17 protein-coding genes are annotated in these 16,792 nt (G+C 61.6%); 8 read left to right on the forward strand and 9 right to left on the reverse strand.

The annotated features are described in order from the left end of the window. Positions 1 to 554 precede the first annotated feature (554 nt). Positions 555 to 2,177 (reverse strand): ABC-F family ATP-binding cassette domain-containing protein, encoded by a 1,623-nt coding sequence (locus RHIBUN_RS0116430; RefSeq protein WP_025660360.1) that lies wholly within the window; start codon positions 2,175 to 2,177, stop codon positions 555 to 557. Between the two features lie 280 nt (positions 2,178 to 2,457). On the opposite strand from RHIBUN_RS0116430, the gene RHIBUN_RS0116435 reads away from it, so the two are divergent. Beyond that, on the forward strand, positions 2,458 to 3,090 hold the full coding sequence (locus RHIBUN_RS0116435; protein ID WP_025660361.1) for a TerC family protein: 633 nt from the start codon (positions 2,458 to 2,460) through the stop codon (positions 3,088 to 3,090). 23 nt (positions 3,091 to 3,113) lie between these two features. Here the strand turns inward: RHIBUN_RS0116435 and RHIBUN_RS0116440 are convergent, their stop codons facing one another. Then, entirely contained in the window at positions 3,114 to 3,677 is a 564-nt protein-coding gene (locus RHIBUN_RS0116440) for a DUF922 domain-containing protein (protein WP_037216834.1), read from the reverse strand. Positions 3,678 to 3,987: 310 nt separating this feature from the next. Between RHIBUN_RS0116440 and RHIBUN_RS0116445 the strand changes: the two genes are divergently transcribed. Next, the gene (locus RHIBUN_RS0116445; RefSeq protein WP_025660363.1) at positions 3,988 to 4,908 is read left to right on the forward strand and encodes a sulfite exporter TauE/SafE family protein; all 921 of its coding nucleotides are present in this window, start codon (positions 3,988 to 3,990) and stop codon (positions 4,906 to 4,908) included. Continuing rightward, positions 4,908 to 5,714, forward strand: a complete 807-nt coding sequence (locus RHIBUN_RS0116450) for a TIGR02186 family protein (RefSeq protein ID WP_018858590.1) — start codon at positions 4,908 to 4,910, stop codon at positions 5,712 to 5,714. Before RHIBUN_RS0116445 ends, RHIBUN_RS0116450 begins: the two co-directional genes overlap by 1 nt. Here the strand turns inward: RHIBUN_RS0116450 and RHIBUN_RS0116455 are convergent, their stop codons facing one another. Continuing rightward, positions 5,715 to 6,221: a helix-turn-helix domain-containing protein gene (locus RHIBUN_RS0116455; RefSeq protein WP_025660364.1), complete on the reverse strand. Its 507-nt coding sequence runs from the start codon at positions 6,219 to 6,221 to the stop codon at positions 5,715 to 5,717. It lies immediately after the preceding gene. Positions 6,222 to 6,313: 92 nt separating this feature from the next. Here RHIBUN_RS0116455 and RHIBUN_RS0116460 point away from each other — a divergent pair, with 92 nt between their 5' ends. Then, positions 6,314 to 6,877 (forward strand): dihydrofolate reductase family protein, encoded by a 564-nt coding sequence (locus RHIBUN_RS0116460; protein ID WP_025660365.1) that lies wholly within the window; start codon positions 6,314 to 6,316, stop codon positions 6,875 to 6,877. 43 nt (positions 6,878 to 6,920) lie between these two features. On the opposite strand, the gene RHIBUN_RS0116465 is transcribed toward RHIBUN_RS0116460, so the two are convergent. Continuing rightward, the gene (locus RHIBUN_RS0116465) at positions 6,921 to 7,988 is read right to left on the reverse strand and encodes a cyclic nucleotide-gated ion channel (RefSeq protein ID WP_025660366.1); all 1,068 of its coding nucleotides are present in this window, start codon (positions 7,986 to 7,988) and stop codon (positions 6,921 to 6,923) included. Positions 7,989 to 8,328: 340 nt separating this feature from the next. On the opposite strand from RHIBUN_RS0116465, the gene RHIBUN_RS0116470 reads away from it, so the two are divergent. Beyond that, a complete protein-coding gene (locus RHIBUN_RS0116470) occupies positions 8,329 to 8,910 on the forward strand; it encodes a transglycosylase SLT domain-containing protein (RefSeq protein WP_018858594.1) in 582 nt (193 codons plus the stop codon). Positions 8,911 to 9,051: 141 nt separating this feature from the next. Further along, positions 9,052 to 9,282 carry a hypothetical protein gene (locus RHIBUN_RS0116475; RefSeq protein ID WP_025660367.1) on the forward strand — a complete coding sequence of 77 codons (231 nt, stop codon included), beginning with the start codon at positions 9,052 to 9,054 and terminating at the stop codon, positions 9,280 to 9,282. Positions 9,283 to 9,320: 38 nt separating this feature from the next. Here the strand turns inward: RHIBUN_RS0116475 and pdeM are convergent, their stop codons facing one another. The 4 genes from pdeM to RHIBUN_RS0116495 all read right to left on the reverse strand — a co-directional run bounded on the left by pdeM (position 9,321) and on the right by RHIBUN_RS0116495 (position 14,787). Then, entirely contained in the window at positions 9,321 to 10,046 is a 726-nt protein-coding gene (pdeM, locus tag RHIBUN_RS0116480) for a ligase-associated DNA damage response endonuclease PdeM (protein ID WP_018858596.1), read from the reverse strand. 106 nt (positions 10,047 to 10,152) lie between these two features. Further along, positions 10,153 to 12,663 (reverse strand): ligase-associated DNA damage response DEXH box helicase, encoded by a 2,511-nt coding sequence (locus RHIBUN_RS0116485; protein WP_018858597.1) that lies wholly within the window; start codon positions 12,661 to 12,663, stop codon positions 10,153 to 10,155. 51 nt (positions 12,664 to 12,714) lie between these two features. Further along, positions 12,715 to 13,968 carry an FAD-binding oxidoreductase gene (locus RHIBUN_RS0116490; protein WP_018858598.1) on the reverse strand — a complete coding sequence of 418 codons (1,254 nt, stop codon included), beginning with the start codon at positions 13,966 to 13,968 and terminating at the stop codon, positions 12,715 to 12,717. Positions 13,969 to 14,031: 63 nt separating this feature from the next. Then, positions 14,032 to 14,787: an ABC transporter substrate-binding protein gene (locus RHIBUN_RS0116495; protein ID WP_025660368.1), complete on the reverse strand. Its 756-nt coding sequence runs from the start codon at positions 14,785 to 14,787 to the stop codon at positions 14,032 to 14,034. 174 nt (positions 14,788 to 14,961) lie between these two features. Here RHIBUN_RS0116495 and RHIBUN_RS0116500 point away from each other — a divergent pair, with 174 nt between their 5' ends. Both RHIBUN_RS0116500 and RHIBUN_RS0116505 read left to right on the forward strand, forming a co-directional pair. Continuing rightward, on the forward strand, positions 14,962 to 15,462 hold the full coding sequence (locus tag RHIBUN_RS0116500) for an Rrf2 family transcriptional regulator (protein ID WP_018858600.1): 501 nt from the start codon (positions 14,962 to 14,964) through the stop codon (positions 15,460 to 15,462). Between the two features lie 29 nt (positions 15,463 to 15,491). Beyond that, entirely contained in the window at positions 15,492 to 15,953 is a 462-nt protein-coding gene (locus RHIBUN_RS0116505) for a carboxymuconolactone decarboxylase family protein (RefSeq protein WP_018858601.1), read from the forward strand. Here RHIBUN_RS0116505 and RHIBUN_RS0116510 read toward each other — a convergent pair. Further along, positions 15,950 to 16,585, reverse strand: coding sequence for a YitT family protein (locus tag RHIBUN_RS0116510; protein ID WP_025660369.1), 636 nt, complete (start codon positions 16,583 to 16,585; stop codon positions 15,950 to 15,952). The genes RHIBUN_RS0116505 and RHIBUN_RS0116510 overlap by 4 nt on opposite strands. Between the last annotated feature and the right edge of the window lie 207 nt (positions 16,586 to 16,792).

The following is a 16,792-nucleotide window of genomic DNA, read 5'->3' on the forward strand; positions in this document are numbered from 1 at the left end:
GCGCCCTGCCGGAGGCTGTAACGTGTAGTCGAAGGCAGGGAGGCGAAAGCCGGGCATCGGCATTAGACCGCTGCCATCACAAGTCTCCCCCGGATGTTCCAGCATCCGGTTTGGTTCAGCCATGCAAGTTCGGGCCGATCTGCTCGGACGCAGCGAGACGAGGCGATCGCCTGAAGGGGTAGGGATATCCCGAAGAACGCCGAAGGCCACGCAAATGCGGAGCCACAATAAATCTAACCAGTGAGGTTCCGCATTTGCGTGGGCTCTCCGGATCGATGGTCGAAAACATGGCGGCGGAGCTGCCGTGGAGGAGACGCATGCGAAGCAGCCTGTTCCTGAAAAGACTTCTCGCCCTGCCCGTTGTCGACGTGCTCGCCGTCGTCGAGGCCATGAATTTCGAGGATGGCGGACTGGTCGATGGCGAGGAAAAGGCGCGATCCGGCGGATGCGTCATCACACGGCTGGCCGCCAGCGAGTGCGGCTTCTGGAAAGATTGCTCCATCGCCACCTGCCGTCGTGCCCGGGCCCGCAGGTCGACCGGCGCCCCGCTACCCTCAGCCCCGCAGGCCAGGTGCCTCGTAACCGGTGCGCTCGACGTATTCCGTGTAGCCGCCGCCATATTGGTGGATGCCGTCAGGCGTCAGTTCCAGCACGCGGTTGGAAAGCGCCGCGAGGAAATGCCGGTCGTGCGAGACAAACAGCATCGTGCCCTCGTATTGCGACAGCGCCTTGATCAGCATTTCCTTGGTGTCGAGGTCCAGGTGGTTGGTCGGCTCATCGAGCACCAGCAGGTTCGGCGGATCGAAGAGCATCTTGGCCATGACAAGCCGCGCCTTTTCGCCACCCGACAGCACGCGGCACTTCTTTTCGACGTCGTCGCCGGAGAAGCCGAAGCAGCCGGCCAGCGCTCTCAGCGGCGCCTGCCCTGCCTGCGGGAAGGAATCCTCCAGCCATTCCAGCACTGTCCGCTCGCCATCGAGGATATCCATGGCGTGCTGGGCGAAATAGCCCATCTTGACGCTGGCGCCGAGGGCAACGCTGCCCTGGTCCGGCTCGGCGGAACCAGCAACCAGCTTCAGCAGGGTCGACTTGCCGGCACCGTTGATGCCCATGATGCACCAACGCTCCTTGCGGCGGACCATGAAGTCCAGGCCTTCGTAAATGGTTCGGCTGCCGTACTTCTTGTGGACGTTCTTGAGGTTGATCACGTCTTCGCCGGAGCGCGGGGCCGGCAGGAAGTCGAAGGCGACCGTCTGGCGGCGCTTCGGTGGCTCGACCCGGTCGATCTTCTCCAGCTTCTTGACGCGGCTCTGCACCTGCGAGGCGTGCGATGCGCGCGCCTTGAAACGCTCGATGAACTTGATTTCCTTGGCAAGCATCGCCTGCTGGCGCTCGAACTGCGCCTGCTGCTGTTTCTCGTTCTGCGCCCGCTGCTGTTCGTAGAACCCGTAATCGCCGGAGTAGCTGTTCAACGAGCCGGCGTCGATCTCGATGATCTTGCCAACGATGCGGTTCATGAACTCGCGGTCGTGCGAGGTCATCAGAAGCGCCCCGTCATAGGTCTTCAGGAATTCTTCCAGCCAGATCAGGCTTTCCAGGTCCAGGTGGTTGCTCGGCTCGTCGAGCAGCATGACATCCGGACGCATCAGAAGAATGCGGGCGAGCGCCACGCGCATTTTCCAACCGCCCGACAGTCCGCCGACATCACCGTCCATCATTTCCTGGGTGAAGCTCAGGCCTGCCAGCACTTCGCGCGCACGCCCTTCCAGAGCGTAGCCGTCCAGTTCCTCGTACCGTGCCTGGACTTCGCCATAGCGCTCGATGATCCGGTCCATTTCGTCGAGCTTGTCGGGATCGACCATTTCCACTTCGAGTTCACGCAACTCGGCCGCGACGACGCTGACAGGCCCAGCACCTTCCATGACCTCGGCCACGGCGCTACGGCCGGCCATCTCGCCGACATCCTGATTGAAATAGCCGATCGTCACGCCCTTTTCGGCCGCGACCTGGCCTTCATCGGGCTGCTCCTGCCCGGTGATCATGCGAAAGAGCGTCGTCTTGCCGGCGCCATTCGGACCGACGAGGCCGATCTTCTCGCCTCTGTTGAGGGCTGCGGAGGCTTCGATGAAGAGGATGCGGTGGCTGTTCTGCTTGCTGATATTCTCGATGCGAATCATGTCTGCGTGGAGTCCGAAAGCGTTGCTGCGCCCCTCGATCATGCCGGCCGGGGCTTTTTGCGGCTCTCGCTAGCACGTTCGCGGCGTAATGGCCAATCCCAGGACATGCAAAGAACTCTACGTCAGGAAAATGAAGGTCGTTTGTCAACTGGGCGGAACTGCGACGGGCGACAGAACTTTTCCACAATAGGTCCTCGCCCCTTGATCAGCCGATCAGCGATCATTTATGCGTTATCGGCGCGCCGGCGGGCGTTTCGCATATGTCAGGGATTATCAGATTATGGAAATTTTCACCTCGGCCGGCTTGCTGGCGCTCTTGCAGGTCATTCTCATCGACCTCGTGCTTGCCGGCGACAACGCCGTCGTCATCGGTCTTGCCGCCGCCGGATTGCCGGCCGACCAACGCAAGAAGGCGATCCTCGTCGGTATTCTTGCTGCCACCGTGCTGCGTATCGCGCTCGCCAGCGTTACCGTCCAGCTTCTCGAGATCATCGGCCTGCTGCTGGCCGGCGGTATTCTCCTGCTCTGGGTCTGCTGGAAGATGTGGCGCGATCTGCGCAACGGCAGCGGCGAAGTGGAGGGTGCCGAAGGCGACGCGGCGGCGCCGAAGAAGACCTTCTTCCAGGCAGCCAGCCAGATCGTCATTGCCGACGTGTCGATGTCGCTCGACAACGTGCTCGCCGTTGCGGGGGCTGCCCGCGAACATCCGACGATCCTCGTCATCGGCCTCATCCTGTCGATTGCGATGATGGGTATTGCGGCGAACGTCATCGCGCGCCTGCTCAACCGCTACCACTGGATCGCCTATCTCGGCCTTGCCATCATCGTCTACGTGGCGCTGAGCATGATCTATCGCGGCGCCCTCGAGGTCTGGCCGCACCTCGCGCCGGTGGCCGCTGCCGCTTTGGGCTGAACCGCCATAGGTTCGAACGGCCCTCAGGGGCCGTTCACGAGCTGCAGGACGAGGCGGCGAATATTGCCGCCCTCGCTCATCTCCGCCTTGTCGAAATCGCGGCCCTGCTGTCGCTGTCGCGCCGAGAGTTCGCCGAGCCGCTTGGTGAGTTCGACCCGGATCTTGCGGCAATCCGGGTCATTGTCGGCGGAAAAGCCGACGCTCATCGCCTCGATGTCCCGGACCATCTGCTCGATATAGTCCCCGTGCACCCGCTCATGCGTTTCGATGCCGGCAATGAAGGTCGCCCAGCTTGCCTGGGTGGCAGCGGGAAGCTTGCCGGTCGGCTTCGGCAGCGTGTAGGTGATGATCAGCTTCGGCCGCGCCACGGCAAGCACGCAGGCATCGCCCCGGCGCTCGTATTTTCTGGTCCAGGTCAGCTTGAAAGTCGTGTGCGCCACCACCCGACCGGGGCCAAGCTCGGGACCGTGCTCGCCGATGGAATCGTACAAGGCTGCGCCGGAACTGCCCGTCACCGCGTAGGTCCGCACCTCTTCGATCGGCTGCCATTCCGCCTTCGCCGCAACCGGCTGAAGGACGCAAGCCATCAGCAACCAACGAACCAATCCTGCCTTCACGCGAATCCCCCGGACAATCCTGCTCCGACCCTAGTCGGCAGGCGTCTCGCATTCAACCGGCGATCCGGATGCGGCACTAGGCACGCTTTGTCGGGATCGACCCCTAAAGGTCTGTCATAAAACCCAAAAAAAGCCTGAATATTCGAGAGTGATCACGCTATCGAGTGGATCGCGTGTCGCTAATCGAAATCCTCTGGCAACGATTTCACCGTATGATGCACCATTCGAACAAGATGTAAGACGCCTGCCTGTGGGGGCAGTTCATAGATTGGGGTCTGCTGTGACAATCTATCTGCCTATCGCAGAATTGTCGGTGAACATCTTCATCATTCTCGGCATGGGAGCAGCCGTCGGCTTTCTCTCCGGAATGTTCGGTGTCGGCGGCGGCTTCCTGATCACGCCGCTCCTGATCTTCTACAACATCCCGCCGGTCGTTGCCGTCGCCACCGGCGCCAATCAGGTCGTGGCCTCCTCCATATCCGGCGCCATCACGCATTTTCGGCGTGGATCGCTCGACCTGAAGCTCGGAACCGTACTGCTGTTTGGGGGTCTCACGGGTGCGACAATCGGCATCTGGATCTTCTCGCTGCTCAGGCGGATCGGTCAGCTCGATCTCATCATCTCCTTGCTTTACGTCGTCTTTCTCGGCACGGTCGGTGGACTGATGCTGGTCGAGAGCGTCAGTGCCATGCGCCGTGCGGCGAAGAACGTGCCGCCGACACCGCGGCGCCCCGGTCATCACCATTGGGTGCACAAGCTGCCGCTGAAGATGCGGTTCAAGAAGTCGAAGATCTTCCTCAGTGTGATCCCGGTCGTCGCGCTCGGCTTCGGCATCGGCATCCTGACATCGGTCATGGGCGTCGGCGGCGGCTTCATCATGGTGCCGGCGATGATCTATCTCCTGCGCATTCCGACCAACGTGGTCGTCGGCACGTCGCTGTTCCAGATCATCTTCGTGACCGCCTACACGACGGTCGTGCAGGCGGCGACGAACTTCTCGGTCGACATCGTGCTCGCCTTTTTCCTAATGATTGCCGGCGTGATCGGCGCGCAGTATGGCGTGCGTGTCGGACAGAAGCTGCGCGGTGAGCAGCTTCGCGCGCTTCTCGGACTGCTGGTGCTTGCCGTCGGCCTTCGTCTTGCCGTTGCGCTCGTCGTAACCCCAGCGGACGTCTACTCCGTCGTCATGGGAGCGAATTGATGCGCCGCTTCCTCGCTGCTCTTCTATCTATCGTTCTCTTGCTGCCCACCGCAGCAATGGCGCAGATGCTGCTCCCGGGACAGGCCGCGCAGAGCAAGACCGAAGGGCTGGAGATCGGCACCTCCACCAGCGAAATCGCCATCACTTCGGATTTTCGGGGCGCGGACCTGACGATCTTTGGAGCCGTGACCAACACTGACAGTCTTCTGTTGGCAATCGGCCAATATGACGTGGTCGTCGTTCTCGAGGGGCCGCGAGAAAACGCGACCGTGCGCCGGAAGGAGCGCGTGTTCGGCGTCTGGATGAATACGCGATCGATGACCTTCGAGGCGGTGCCGCACTCCTATTCGATGTCGAGTTCGCGCATGCTTGACGACATCACCACGCCGCTCGACCTCACCGATAGGGGGATCGGCATCGACCACATCCCGCTGACGCCGGTCGGCTTCGTCGGCAACGCCAGCAATCTCGGCGAATTCCGGCAGGCCTTTCGCCGACTGCAGGAAAACGGCGGCCTCTACGATCGCGACCCGAGCGGCGTGCGTTTCGTCAGTTCCAGCCTTTTCAAAGCCAGCCTGCGGTTGCCGGCAAACATTCCGAACGGCGTGCATACCGTGCGAGCCTATCTCTTCAAGAGCGGCAATTTCATCACTGAGAAGTCGGTGCCGTTGCGTGTCATCAAGACGGGCATCGAGCAGATGATTACCGACGCGGCGCACTCGCAGCCGATTGCCTACGGCCTGGTTTCTGTCTTCCTGGCACTCATTACCGGCTGGGGTGCCAGCGTGGTGTTCCGCAAGGATTGATCAGGCGGATTTCGTCTTGCGGGCGACGACGCCGAGATAGGCTTCGGTGAGGCGCGCGAGGACGGACGGCGTTCCGGCAGGCAGCTTCTTGCCGAGATACTTGGCGCGCAGCTCGTCCATGAATTCCTCCCAGAGTTCGGTGCCCCCCTCCTCCAGAAGCTCCGCCCGAATGGAGAGTTCCTCGGTAACCGGAAGATGCCTGCGACCCCACGCACCCATGTGCGCGAAGATGGGCACGAGTTGGATCGCCATTTCGGTCAGGCTATAGATTGCCTTCTGCTTGTGCGTCGGATCATCCTCACGCGTCAGCAATCCCCTGTCGACTAGGCGGCGGAGGCGGTCGGCCAGAATGTTCGAGGCAATTTTCTCCTGCGAATTCTGCAGCAGTTCGCGAAAATGGCGCCGATTGCCGAACATGATGTCGCGGATGACGATGAGGCTCCAGCGATCGCCGAGGACCTCGAGCGTCAGATTGATCGGGCAGCCGGAGCGATGAGCGTCGTCCATTAGCACCTCCAAAAACTGCTTGCATTTTGCCATCAGTCAACCAAGCGTTCAACCAGTTACGAGTCGCAACCAGTTTCGAGGAGGACGAAGGGATGAGAAAGCTTATCGTTTGGAATCTGATGACGCTTGACGGCTATTTCGAAGGGACGAAGCCGTGGGATATCGATTTTCACACTCTTGTCTGGGGTCCCGAACTGCAACAGTACTCCGAGCGTCTTGGCGAAGAGGGCGACCTGCTCGTCTTCGGCCGCAAGACATATGAGGGCATGGCCGCCTATTGGCCGACCGCCACGGACGAGGAAGGCGAGAAGATCAAGACCTATATGAACGGCATTGCCAAGATAGCCGTATCGAGGTCGATGCCGACGGCCGACTGGAACAATACCCGCGTCGTGAGTGAACCCGTCTCGGAACTCAAGAAGCTGAAGGCCGAAACCGGCAAGTCGATCTTCATTTTCGGCAGCGCCGAACTGGCGGATTCGCTCCTGAAGGAAGGCCTGGTGGATGAGATCCGCATGTGCCTTGTGCCTGTCATCCTCGGCGGCGGCAACCCACATTTCAAACCGGGAGACTGGCAGCTTCCGCTGAGGCTACTGGACAGCACGACGACGAAGAACGGCGCAGTGATCCTTCGCTACGAGCCGGTCCAGGCATGAGCGTCAATGGCTGCGGCCCTGCCGCAGCCACAGCGGGATTGGATCAAGCCTTCGGCAGCCCGCCCCGTCGCTCAAGCGCAGTCTTGCGGATGGTCTCTGCGATCTCGGGGCTGCTGCTCGACAGCATCTGGAACTCCACCGCATAGAGCGACAGCAGCGACACCTCAGTTGCGGCACTGACAGTTGCTGATCGCGGCTCGCCCGTGATCAGCGCCATCTCGCCGAAAAAGCTTCCGCTGCCAAGTTCCACCGGATGATCGGGGGTTGCCACGCTGACCCGCCCCTCGACGATGAAGAACATCTGATCGCCAATATCACCCTTGCGACAGATCACGCTACCGGCAGGGACGACGCGCGGTCGCAGCGCCCGCACGATCTCGACGAGTGCGGCAGCGCCGAGCTTCTGGAATAGAGGTACGGCGGCGACCAGTTGCCAGTTGCGAACAAAGTCCTGACGGCGAACCTCTTCGTAGAAACCGGTGGCGAGGATACCGGCCCAAAGCGCAAAAATGCCGATACCGCTCATCATCACCAGGCCAGCCAGTATCCGCCCTCCGAGGCTCTGCGGGATCTCGTCGCCGTAGCCGGTCGTCGACAACGTCACGACGGCCCACCACATCGCCTGCGGGATGCTGCCGAACTTGTCTGGCTGGACGTCGCGCTCGATGACATAACCGGCCAGCGCGGCACCAAAGAGAACGATGCCGAAGACCGACGTGACGCCAAGCAGATTGCGCGATTCGTTCGCAACCACCTTTGCCATCAGCCTGAAGAAGCTCGAGTCCCGCAGCGGCTTGAGAAGCCAAATGGCGCAATACAGGCTCCGATCGCGGGATCCAACGAACAGGAATGCAACGACCGGAACCAGAACGGCAAGCAAATCGATCACAAGGGCCGTCACCCCGCTCGACGGGCGTTGTCGACGTGAGAGCAACGTCCCAACCAATTGGAGCACATAGACCACCCAAATTGCCGCAAGCAGCAACTCAAAGGCCAATTGCTCTTCCGCGGCGAGATTGGGCGTCGTCAGCGCAGCAACGATCAGGAGACCAATTGCGGCGAACAGCGCGTTGATCGGCGTCGAAATCTTCGAGAAAGGCACTGCCGACATCAGACACTCCCAACCGCGCCCGGCATTCTTCGACAATAAATGCCTTTGGGCCACGCGCAAAGTACACTTGAACCAACGCTCGTGCGGCCTCCCAGGGCCAGGCAGTTTGGCAAGGGAAGCGGGCCTGACGGCCAAACTGTTCTTCGAGCGGCGAGGTTTCGTCGTTTTAACGCAGCAAAGCGTCGAAAAGCGCAGGCGGGCGCTGACAAAATTCCGGATGGGAAAAGCTGCTCTCCTAAGCGGCACTGCCGCCATTTGCAGGTGCCAACTCGCATTCCGCTAAAAACCGCTCGTTAATATTTACGAGTTAGTAATCTCTCGGAAACGAGAGGTTCTTGTAATGCGTATCCGTGCCCTCCCCGCTCTCGTGCTTCTGGCACTTGTTGCCGGCTGTGCGACCGCTCCCAAACAGACCCGAAACATCTGCGCGGTCTTCGAGCAGCGCGACGGGATGTTCACGAGCTGGCAGCGCGCGGCGGAAAAGACGGAGCGCAAGTATGGCGTTCCGGTTCCGATCCTGATGGCGACCATGTATACTGAGTCCGGCTTCCAGCCCTATGCGCGACCACCGCGCACCAAGCTGTTCGGCTTCATTCCGTGGACGCGACCTTCGACGGCCTACGGCTATTCGCAAGCGCTCGACGGCACCTGGGATCACTACCAATCCGCCACCGGCAGCTGGGCCGCGCGCCGCACCAACTTCGCCGATGCGATCGACTTCATCGGCTGGTACCACGCGCAAAACAGCCAGGTGACCGGCATTCCCCTGAACGATGCCTACAACCTCTATCTCGCCTACTATTCCGGCCCGAAGGGTTACGTGCGCGGCGACTGGCGCTCGAATGCACAGCTGCAGAAGACGGCGCAGCGGTTCAACAACATGGCGGTGACCTATCAACGGCAATTGCAGGAGTGCAATTAAGGCCTTCACTGGGAACGTCCAATAGAAACACTATACAACACGAACCAAACAAAATTGGGTCGATCTTTGTACATCTACAGTATTGTTTGACAATACATTCGGGACCATGGGATTCTTTCCGAAATAGAATCAGGAGAATAGATGGCCGAGCGCTACTTATACGATTACAACTCGCACCGGGCGGTCATGTATGAGGTTGGCGACTATCTGTATGCGCTTTCTGGCAACAAAGCGGAACACTGGATCTCCGGCGACTACATCTTCAACACGAAGACACAGGCGATTGCCTTCTGGATTCTGGGAAACGATGTGTACGGCCATCTCGGCCGTGGTGAGCTCACTCGCCAGCCGCTCTACTATTTCGGCGACTAGCGCGACGGCGGTTTGCACGCCTGTCGCCTATCGCGCGCTTAACCCACCAGGTTGCCAAACCTGACCGAGTAGATCCGGTCACGCCCAAGGAGGTGGGCGATGAGCGCAGTGTGATCGAACAGGCCCTTCATCGCCTTGTGGCGAAGGTCGAGGCCGCCGGTCAAGACGCCGAAGGCCGGCATCAGTAGGCGGGCGCCGTCGGTGGCAAAGCACGGCCGGCGGACGGATTTTTCGCGGCGGCGGACGGTTGCGGCCGGATGCAGGTGCCCGGCGATCTCGCCCTGCTGCAGCCCGCCTCTCGGCTCGTGGCGGAAGGTCAGACCGCCGTAATGCATCTCATCGACGGAAGCACCCGGCAGATCGACAGTGCCGTCAGGATCATGATTGCCGTTGATCCAGATCCATTCGCGGCCGCGCGCCATTTCCGCAATCAGGCTGCGGAACGACTCGGGCAGATGCGCCGAGCCGACACGGTCGTGGAAATTGTCGCCGAGCGAGACCACCAGCTTCGGGTCGTAGCGGGTGATGACGGCCGAAAGCACAGTCAGCGTCGCCAGCGTATCGTAGGGCGGCAGCATCATGCCGCGACGGGCGAAGGCCGCACCCTTTTCGAGATGCAGGTCGGACACGACGAGAATGCCGGCATCGGGCATGTAGAGCGCGCCGAGCGGATCGCAGACGGCGGCAACGCCGTGGACCGAAGTCTCGACGCCCGGTCGCGCGGCCAGTCCGTTCAGTTCACGCGCAAGCGCCAGGCGGTTCATCACTCGGGTCAGTCCTTGGTCTGGGAAGCTCCTTTTCGGGTCGCTCCCTATCTCCGTATCGGGCATTCCGGATGGTAAGCCGGCGCAAACCTATCCGGGACTTATTCTAAGCCAGCGCCTCGGCGATCAGGTCGTCGGCGGCTTCCGCCAGCACGGCATCATGCGCCTCGCCATGCACTGGCTCCTTGCCGATCTCCAGCATGACGGGGACCGCCAGCGGCGAGATGTGGTCGAGCGCGCGATGCGTGATATGGCCCTTGATTCGCCTCAGCATATCGCCAAGCCGGGAAATATCCAAAAGCCCGCTTGCCGCATCCTGCCGCGTCGCCTGCAGCAGAATGTGATCCGGCTCGTGGGTTCTCAGCACATCATAGATCAGATCGGCCGAGACCGTGACCTGGCGCCCGGTCTTTTCCTTGCCCGGGTGACGGCGCTCGATCAAACCTGCAACCACGGCACAATTGCGGAAGGTTCGCTTCAAAAGGAAAGATTCGTCGAGCCAGCTTTCGAGATCGTCGCCCAGCATGTCCTCGTCGAAGAGATCGGCAAGGCTGAGCCGGCCGTTGCGGATCATCAGCCCCATGTCCTCGAAGCCCCAGATGCCGAGCGAATAATCCGTCGCGACGAAGCCGAGAGGCTTGGCGCCGGCTCGCTCGAGGCGCCGGGTCAGCAGCATGCCGAGCGTCTGGTGCGCCAGTCGTCCCTCGAAGGGGTAGATCACCATGTAGCAGCGGCTTCCGCGCGGAAAGGTCTCGATCAAGAGCTCGTCGCGCTTCGGCAGCATCGACTTTTCCTGCTGGATCGCCAGCCAGTCGCGCACCTGGTCCGGCAGGCGGCGCCAGCGGTCGGGATCTGCTATCATCGAGCGCACCTGGTCCGCCAGATAGGTGGAAAGAGGAAACTTGCCGCCGGCATAGGATGGGATCTTCGGATCCATCGAGAAGGCCTGCGAGGCAACCGCCTCGTTCTCGCGGATGCCCTCGAAACGTAGCACCTTGCCGGCGAAGATGAAGGTGTCGCCGGGCGAAAGCTGCTCGAGGAAGTATTCCTCGACCTTGCCCAGCGTCGCACCGCCGCGGCCGATCCTTCCGCCTTCGCCGCGCTTGACCATGCGCAGGTTGAGCATCGGGCTTTCAACGATGGTGCCGAGGTTCAGCCGGTATTGCTGGGCGACCTGGGGATTTGAGACGCGCCAGCGTCCTTCCTTGGTCTTGCGGATCCGGGCATAGCGCTCATAGGTGCGCAGCGCATAGCCGCCCGTCGCGACGAAATCAACGACGCGCTCGAAGGTCTCCCACGAGAGATCGGCGTATGGCGAGGCGCTCAATATCTCGTCGAAGAGTTCCAGCATATCGAAAGGTTCGGCGCAGGCCATGCCGAGCACATGCTGCGCCAGAGCATCAAGCGCGCCCTTCCCGACCGGCGGCGTGTCCTGCGCGCCGATATAGTTCGCGTCGAGTGCTGCCTGGCATTCCATCACCTCGAAGCGGTTGGCGGGCACGAGGATCGCCTTCGACGGCTCGTCCATGCGGTGGTTGGCGCGGCCGATGCGCTGGGCAAGCCGCGAGGCTCCCTTTGGCGCGCCGACATGGACGACCAGATCGACATCGCCCCAGTCGATGCCGAGGTCGAGCGTCGAGGTGGCGACAACCGCCCGCAGCCGGTTTGCCGCCATCGCGGCCTCCACCTTGCGGCGCTGGCCGACATCGAGCGAGCCGTGATGCAGCGCGATCGGCAGGTTTTCCTCGTTCACCGTCCAGAGTTCCTGGAACAGCATCTCGGCCTGCGACCTGGTATTGACGAAGAGCAGCGTCGTGCGGTGGTCGAGGAGCTGCTTGTAGACGTCGGGGATCGCGTATTTCGCCGAATGGCCCGACCAGGGAATGTGCTCCTCGGTCGACAGGATCGAAATGTCGGGCTTGGCGCCGCCTTCGACGATGACCAATCCGGCGTGGTGATCCTCGCCTTCCCGCTGCGCGACTAGCCATTTCTGCAGGTCCATCGGGTCGGAGACGGTAGCCGAAAGGCCGATCGTCTGCAGGGCGGGTGCCAGCCGGCGCAGGCGGGCAAGGCCGAGCGAAAGCATGTGGCCCCGCTTCGAGGTGACGAGCGAATGCAGTTCGTCGAAAACGACGTATTTGAGGTCCTTGAAAAAGCGCTCTGCCTCGCGGCTGGCGAGCAGCAAGGCCACTTGCTCGGGGGTGGTCAGCAGAATGTCGGGCGGGCTCAATCTCTGGCGCTGGCGCTTGGCAACGGGCGTGTCGCCGGTGCGGTTTTCGACCGTCACCGGCAGGACCATTTCCTCCACTGGCTTCATCAGGTTTCTCTCGATGTCGACGGCAAGCGCCTTCAGTGGCGAGATGTAAAGCGTGTGGATACCGGTGAAGGCGGAGCCCGGGAGGATCTTGCCGCGACGCGTCAGGTCAGTCAGCGATGGCAGAAAGCCGGCGAGCGTCTTGCCGGCGCCGGTTGGCGCGATCAGCAGCGTGCTGTCACCAGCCTCGGCGCGGGCCAGCAATTCCAGCTGATGGGCGCGTGGACGCCATCCCTTGTCCGCGAACCAGCGGGTGAAAGGCTGAGGCAGGACAACGCGGGCTTCGGAATCGATCTGGTCCACGGCCCTAAAGGTAGTGCAGCGGCTGCAGAAATAGAATGGCAGACCTTGTAACTACAGGAAGCGATGCGGGTGGAAGGGCTTCGGATCGGCAAACGTGTCGTTGCCGGCCATCTGCTCGGCCAGCAGCCGGCCACTTGCCGGGCCGAGCGTCAGGCCGTGATGGGCGTGGCCGAAATTGAACCAAACGCCGCGATGGCGCGGCGCCGGTCCGATCACCGGGCGCATGTCGGGCAGGCAGGGACGCAGGCCGAGCCAGGGCGTGGCCTCCACTGGCTCACCGAGCGGGAAGAGCGCGCGGGCCTGAGCCTCGTCGCGGCGGAGCTGGATGGTATTCGGCGGCGCATCGGGCGCAGCAAATTCGATGCCCGTCGTCAACCGGATACCGCGCGCCATCGGCGCCAGCACGTAGCCGGCTTCCTCGTCGACGACGGAGTGGCCGAGCGGCTGGCCTTCGCGCTGCGCATAATGCCGGTGGTAGCCGCGCTTGACCGCCAGCGGCAAGGAATAGCCGAGCTTGCGGAAGATCAGGCCGGATTGCGGGCCGAGGGCAACGACGACCTCGCCGGCTTCGATGATCTCGCCTTCGGCTGTCGTGATCGACCAGCCGTTCTTCTCCTCGCGAAGAGCGGAGGCGTCAGCTCGGACGACCGTGCCGCCGGCTGCCGTGAAGAGGTTGGCATAGGCTGCCGTCAGCGCCTGTGGATCGGTTACGGTCTTCGGGTCGAGCCAGTGGACGGCGCCGGCGATGCTTCCACCGCGCGCGGCGAAGGCAGGCTCCATCGCCAGAAACTCGCTGGCATCGAGAATACGGATCGCCAGACCATGGGCGGACAGGCCCTCGGCTTCCGCACGGGCAGCCTCGAAACGGCGCGGGTTCTTGTAGAACGACATCCAGCCGCGCTCGCGGATGAGGTCGGAGGCGCCGGCGCGGCCAATCAGCTTGTCGTGTTCGGTGACACTGGCTTCGATCAATGGCAGCAGCGCCCGTGTCGCCTTTTCCAGATTGGTCGGCGAGGAATGCCACCAGTAGCGCGCCAGCCATTTCGCGATGCGCGGCAGGTAGGCCGGATCGTAACGGACATCCGATGAATTGTTCAGCGCATACTTGGCAATCGCGCCGAGCTGTCGTGGGAAGGCGTAGGGAACGACGGAGGAACGCTCGATCAGTCCGGCATTGCCGTAGCTGGTGCCGCCGCCCGGTTCGCCGCGGTCGGCAAGCACGACGGAGCGGCCGCGATCCTGCAAATGAATGGCCGCACTGACGCCGACAATGCCGGCACCGAGGACGAGGATATCTGTTTTCATAGGATGGACTTGATCAGAGGGCGCGGAGGCTTTTGGCCTCCGCGCGATTGGATCGGCAAGCGATCAGTAGATGTCGAAGGGGAAGTACTTCTTGGTGATTTCCTTGTACTTCCCGTTCGCAACGAGCGCGTCGATCGCCTTGTTGAAGCGTTCCTTCAGCTCGGTCTCGCCCTGGCGGATGCCGATGCCGGCCTGCGTTTCCGTACCGGGGACGTCGCCGAGCAACTTGCAGCAATCCTTGCCTGCCTTGTTCAGCCAGTCGACCACCACGAACTTGTCGGAGATCAGGGCGTCCATACGACCGTTCTGCAAGTCGGCGACGGCTTCATCCTGCGTCGGATACATCTTCGCTTCGGCGCCGCCCTTGGCGTAGACGTCGTTCAGGTAGTCGGCCTGCGTGGTCGAAGCCTGGGCGCCAACGGTCTTGCCCTTCATGTCATCGACCGAAACGCCCTTGAGCGGGCTGTCCTTCGGCACGGCAACCGCGAGCGGCGTCGTGTAGTATTTGTTCGTGAAGTCGATCTGCTTCTTGCGTTCCTCGGTGATGCTCATCGACGCGATGATGGCGTCATATTTCTTGGCCAGGAGCCCGGGGATGATGCCATCCCAATCCTGCGCTACGATCGTGCACTTGGCCTTCATCTCGTCGCAGAGCGCATTGGCCATGTCGACGTCGAGGCCCTTCAGGCTGCCGTCGGATTCGACATAGTTGAATGGAGGATAGGCACCTTCCGTTGCGATGCGGATCGTGTCCTCGGCGGATGCGAGGTGCGTCGCCGCAAGCAATGCAGCGGCCGCCAGGAGAATCGTCTTTCTCATTGCTGTTCCCTTATTGGAATTGTTTTTGCCCAACGGGGCCGACTTTAGCGAATCCGTCCCGCTTCACAACCCCGGACGACCAAAATGCGCACGTCTATCGGATCCTTCGCATATCGCCGCTTGACAGGCGCAATAATCATAGATATTTTTTATCCACGAATTGAGGATGGTCTGATGAAACTGGGTGATGGAGTCGAGCAGGCGATACACAGCGTTTCCATGCTGGCCGGCCTTTCCGAAGGCGGGGTGCTCTCGGCCGCGGCACTCGCAGAGTTCCATGGCGTTTCGACGAGCTATCTTCTGAAGCATCTGCAGGCGCTTTCCGGCGCAGGTATCGTGAGCACGGTTCCGGGGCCGAAGGGCGGATACAAGTTGGCGAAGCCGACAGAGGAGATCAGCCTTCTCGACATCGTCCTTGCTGTCGAAGGGCCGGAGCCGGCTTTCCGCTGCGGCGAGATCCGCCAGCGCGGGCCGAACCAGCTTCCAGGGCGCTATTTCACCAAACCGTGCCAGATCAGCGCGGCGATGCTGAGGGCCGAGCGCGTCTACCGCGCCGAACTCGCCAAGACCAGCATCGCCGACATCCTGGTGCAGCTCGCTGCTGATGACGACGGCGGGATCGCCGCCCGCGGCTGCGCCTTCCTTGAGATCAATGAACGCAGAGCGGCTCGCTGAGCCGCAGAACCCTAAAAGGAGAATGAACCATGCAAGCACGTTTCAACTTCGCCAAGGCCGCGCCGGACGCTTACAAGGCGGTCGCCGCCCTCGAGCAGTATGTTCAGGAATCGGGCCTTGAACGCCGCTTCATCCATCTGATCAAGCTGCGTGCCTCGCAGATCAACGGCTGCGCCTATTGCGTCGACATGCACGTGAAGGAATCCCGGCATGACGGGCTTAGCGAACAGTGGATCAACCTGATGTGCGTCTGGCGGGAATCGCCGATCTATGACGCCAAGGAACGCGCCCTTCTCGGCTGGGTCGATGCCGTGACCCGTATCGCCGAAACCGGCGCACCGGACGCCGATTTCGAAGCCCTGAAGGCCCACTTCACGGAAGAAGAGATCACCAAGATCACGGTCGCGATCGGCACGATCAATGTCTGGAACCGGCTGGCAGTCGGCTTCCGCTCGCAGCACCCGATCGACAAGCCGGCACGGGCTGCCTAAAGCGCGATGTAGCGATCGGCGCGGTGGTTGACGGCCACGAAGAGGTTCAGCACCACCGCGCCTAGAACGGAATAGAAAACCACCGGTGGCGTGGTGACAAAGAAGGCTGCGGCCAGCACACAAAGGTCGATCGCCATCTGCACGAGGCCGGCGCGGATGCCGAAACGCTCCTGCATATAGACCCCCAGGATGCCGACCCCACCGAGGCTGGCGCGGTGGCGATAGAGCGCCAGAAGGCCGAAACCCAGCAGCAGACCGCCGAGAAGGGCCGCCCAGGCCGGATGGATGGCGGAAATGTCCATGACCTTCGGCTGCAGGCTGGTCATGAGCGATGTCAGGCCGATCGCGATAAATGTCTTGACCGTGAAGGCCATGCCGAGCCCCGCCCACGAAAGATAAAAGAACGGCAGGTTGAGCAGGAAGAAGGCGAGACCGAAGTTCACGCCGAAGGCGTAGTGGAGCAGAAACGCGACGCCGGCGGTGCTGCCGGTCAGAAGGCCGGCGCTGGCCAGAACATAAAGCCCGAGCGCCGCAATAAGGCTGCCGGAGAAAATCCCCTGGACGTCTTCGACCGGTGTATGGCGAGTGGCGCTGGTATTCCAGAAACCGAGGGCATTGAAGAGCTGTGCCATTGTCGTTGATCCCCAAACGGCAGACATGTTCATATGCGCCAGGGCGAGACCCGAGCGTGACGAAATGCAGGTGATGAATGATCCCGGGTGCCTCGAAATCCTGAAAGAACCCTACTGAATTAGCCAGGATTATCAGGCGTTTTCGCAGTGCAATCAAGCGAAATACGTAAGCAATGCTGACCTATTATTCACTTCGCAAGAATCGTT

It is taken from the genome of Rhizobium sp. IBUN (assembly GCF_000510625.1).
Lineage (GTDB): Bacteria > Pseudomonadota > Alphaproteobacteria > Rhizobiales > Rhizobiaceae > Rhizobium > Rhizobium altiplani.

Excerpts from the sequence above, each read along its gene's own strand:
- RHIBUN_RS0116430 (WP_025660360.1), bottom strand. The coding sequence starts at position 2,177 with ATGATTCGCATCGAGAATATCAGCAAGCAGAACAGCCACCGCATCCTC.
- RHIBUN_RS0116435 (WP_025660361.1), top strand. The coding sequence starts at position 2,458 with ATGGAAATTTTCACCTCGGCCGGCTTGCTGGCGCTCTTGCAGGTCATT.
- RHIBUN_RS0116440 (WP_037216834.1), bottom strand. The coding sequence starts at position 3,677 with ATGGCTTGCGTCCTTCAGCCGGTTGCGGCGAAGGCGGAATGGCAGCCG.
- RHIBUN_RS0116450 (WP_018858590.1), top strand. The coding sequence starts at position 4,908 with ATGCGCCGCTTCCTCGCTGCTCTTCTATCTATCGTTCTCTTGCTGCCC.
- RHIBUN_RS0116455 (WP_025660364.1), bottom strand. The coding sequence starts at position 6,221 with ATGGACGACGCTCATCGCTCCGGCTGCCCGATCAATCTGACGCTCGAG.
- RHIBUN_RS0116460 (WP_025660365.1), top strand. The coding sequence starts at position 6,314 with ATGAGAAAGCTTATCGTTTGGAATCTGATGACGCTTGACGGCTATTTC.
- RHIBUN_RS0116465 (WP_025660366.1), bottom strand. The coding sequence starts at position 7,988 with ATGTCGGCAGTGCCTTTCTCGAAGATTTCGACGCCGATCAACGCGCTG.
- RHIBUN_RS0116470 (WP_018858594.1), top strand. The coding sequence starts at position 8,329 with ATGCGTATCCGTGCCCTCCCCGCTCTCGTGCTTCTGGCACTTGTTGCC.
- RHIBUN_RS0116475 (WP_025660367.1), top strand. The coding sequence starts at position 9,052 with ATGGCCGAGCGCTACTTATACGATTACAACTCGCACCGGGCGGTCATG.
- pdeM (WP_018858596.1), bottom strand. The coding sequence starts at position 10,046 with ATGAACCGCCTGGCGCTTGCGCGTGAACTGAACGGACTGGCCGCGCGA.
- RHIBUN_RS0116490 (WP_018858598.1), bottom strand. The coding sequence starts at position 13,968 with ATGAAAACAGATATCCTCGTCCTCGGTGCCGGCATTGTCGGCGTCAGT.
- RHIBUN_RS0116495 (WP_025660368.1), bottom strand. The coding sequence starts at position 14,787 with ATGAGAAAGACGATTCTCCTGGCGGCCGCTGCATTGCTTGCGGCGACG.
- RHIBUN_RS0116500 (WP_018858600.1), top strand. The coding sequence starts at position 14,962 with ATGAAACTGGGTGATGGAGTCGAGCAGGCGATACACAGCGTTTCCATG.
- RHIBUN_RS0116505 (WP_018858601.1), top strand. The coding sequence starts at position 15,492 with ATGCAAGCACGTTTCAACTTCGCCAAGGCCGCGCCGGACGCTTACAAG.
- RHIBUN_RS0116510 (WP_025660369.1), bottom strand. The coding sequence starts at position 16,585 with ATGGCACAGCTCTTCAATGCCCTCGGTTTCTGGAATACCAGCGCCACT.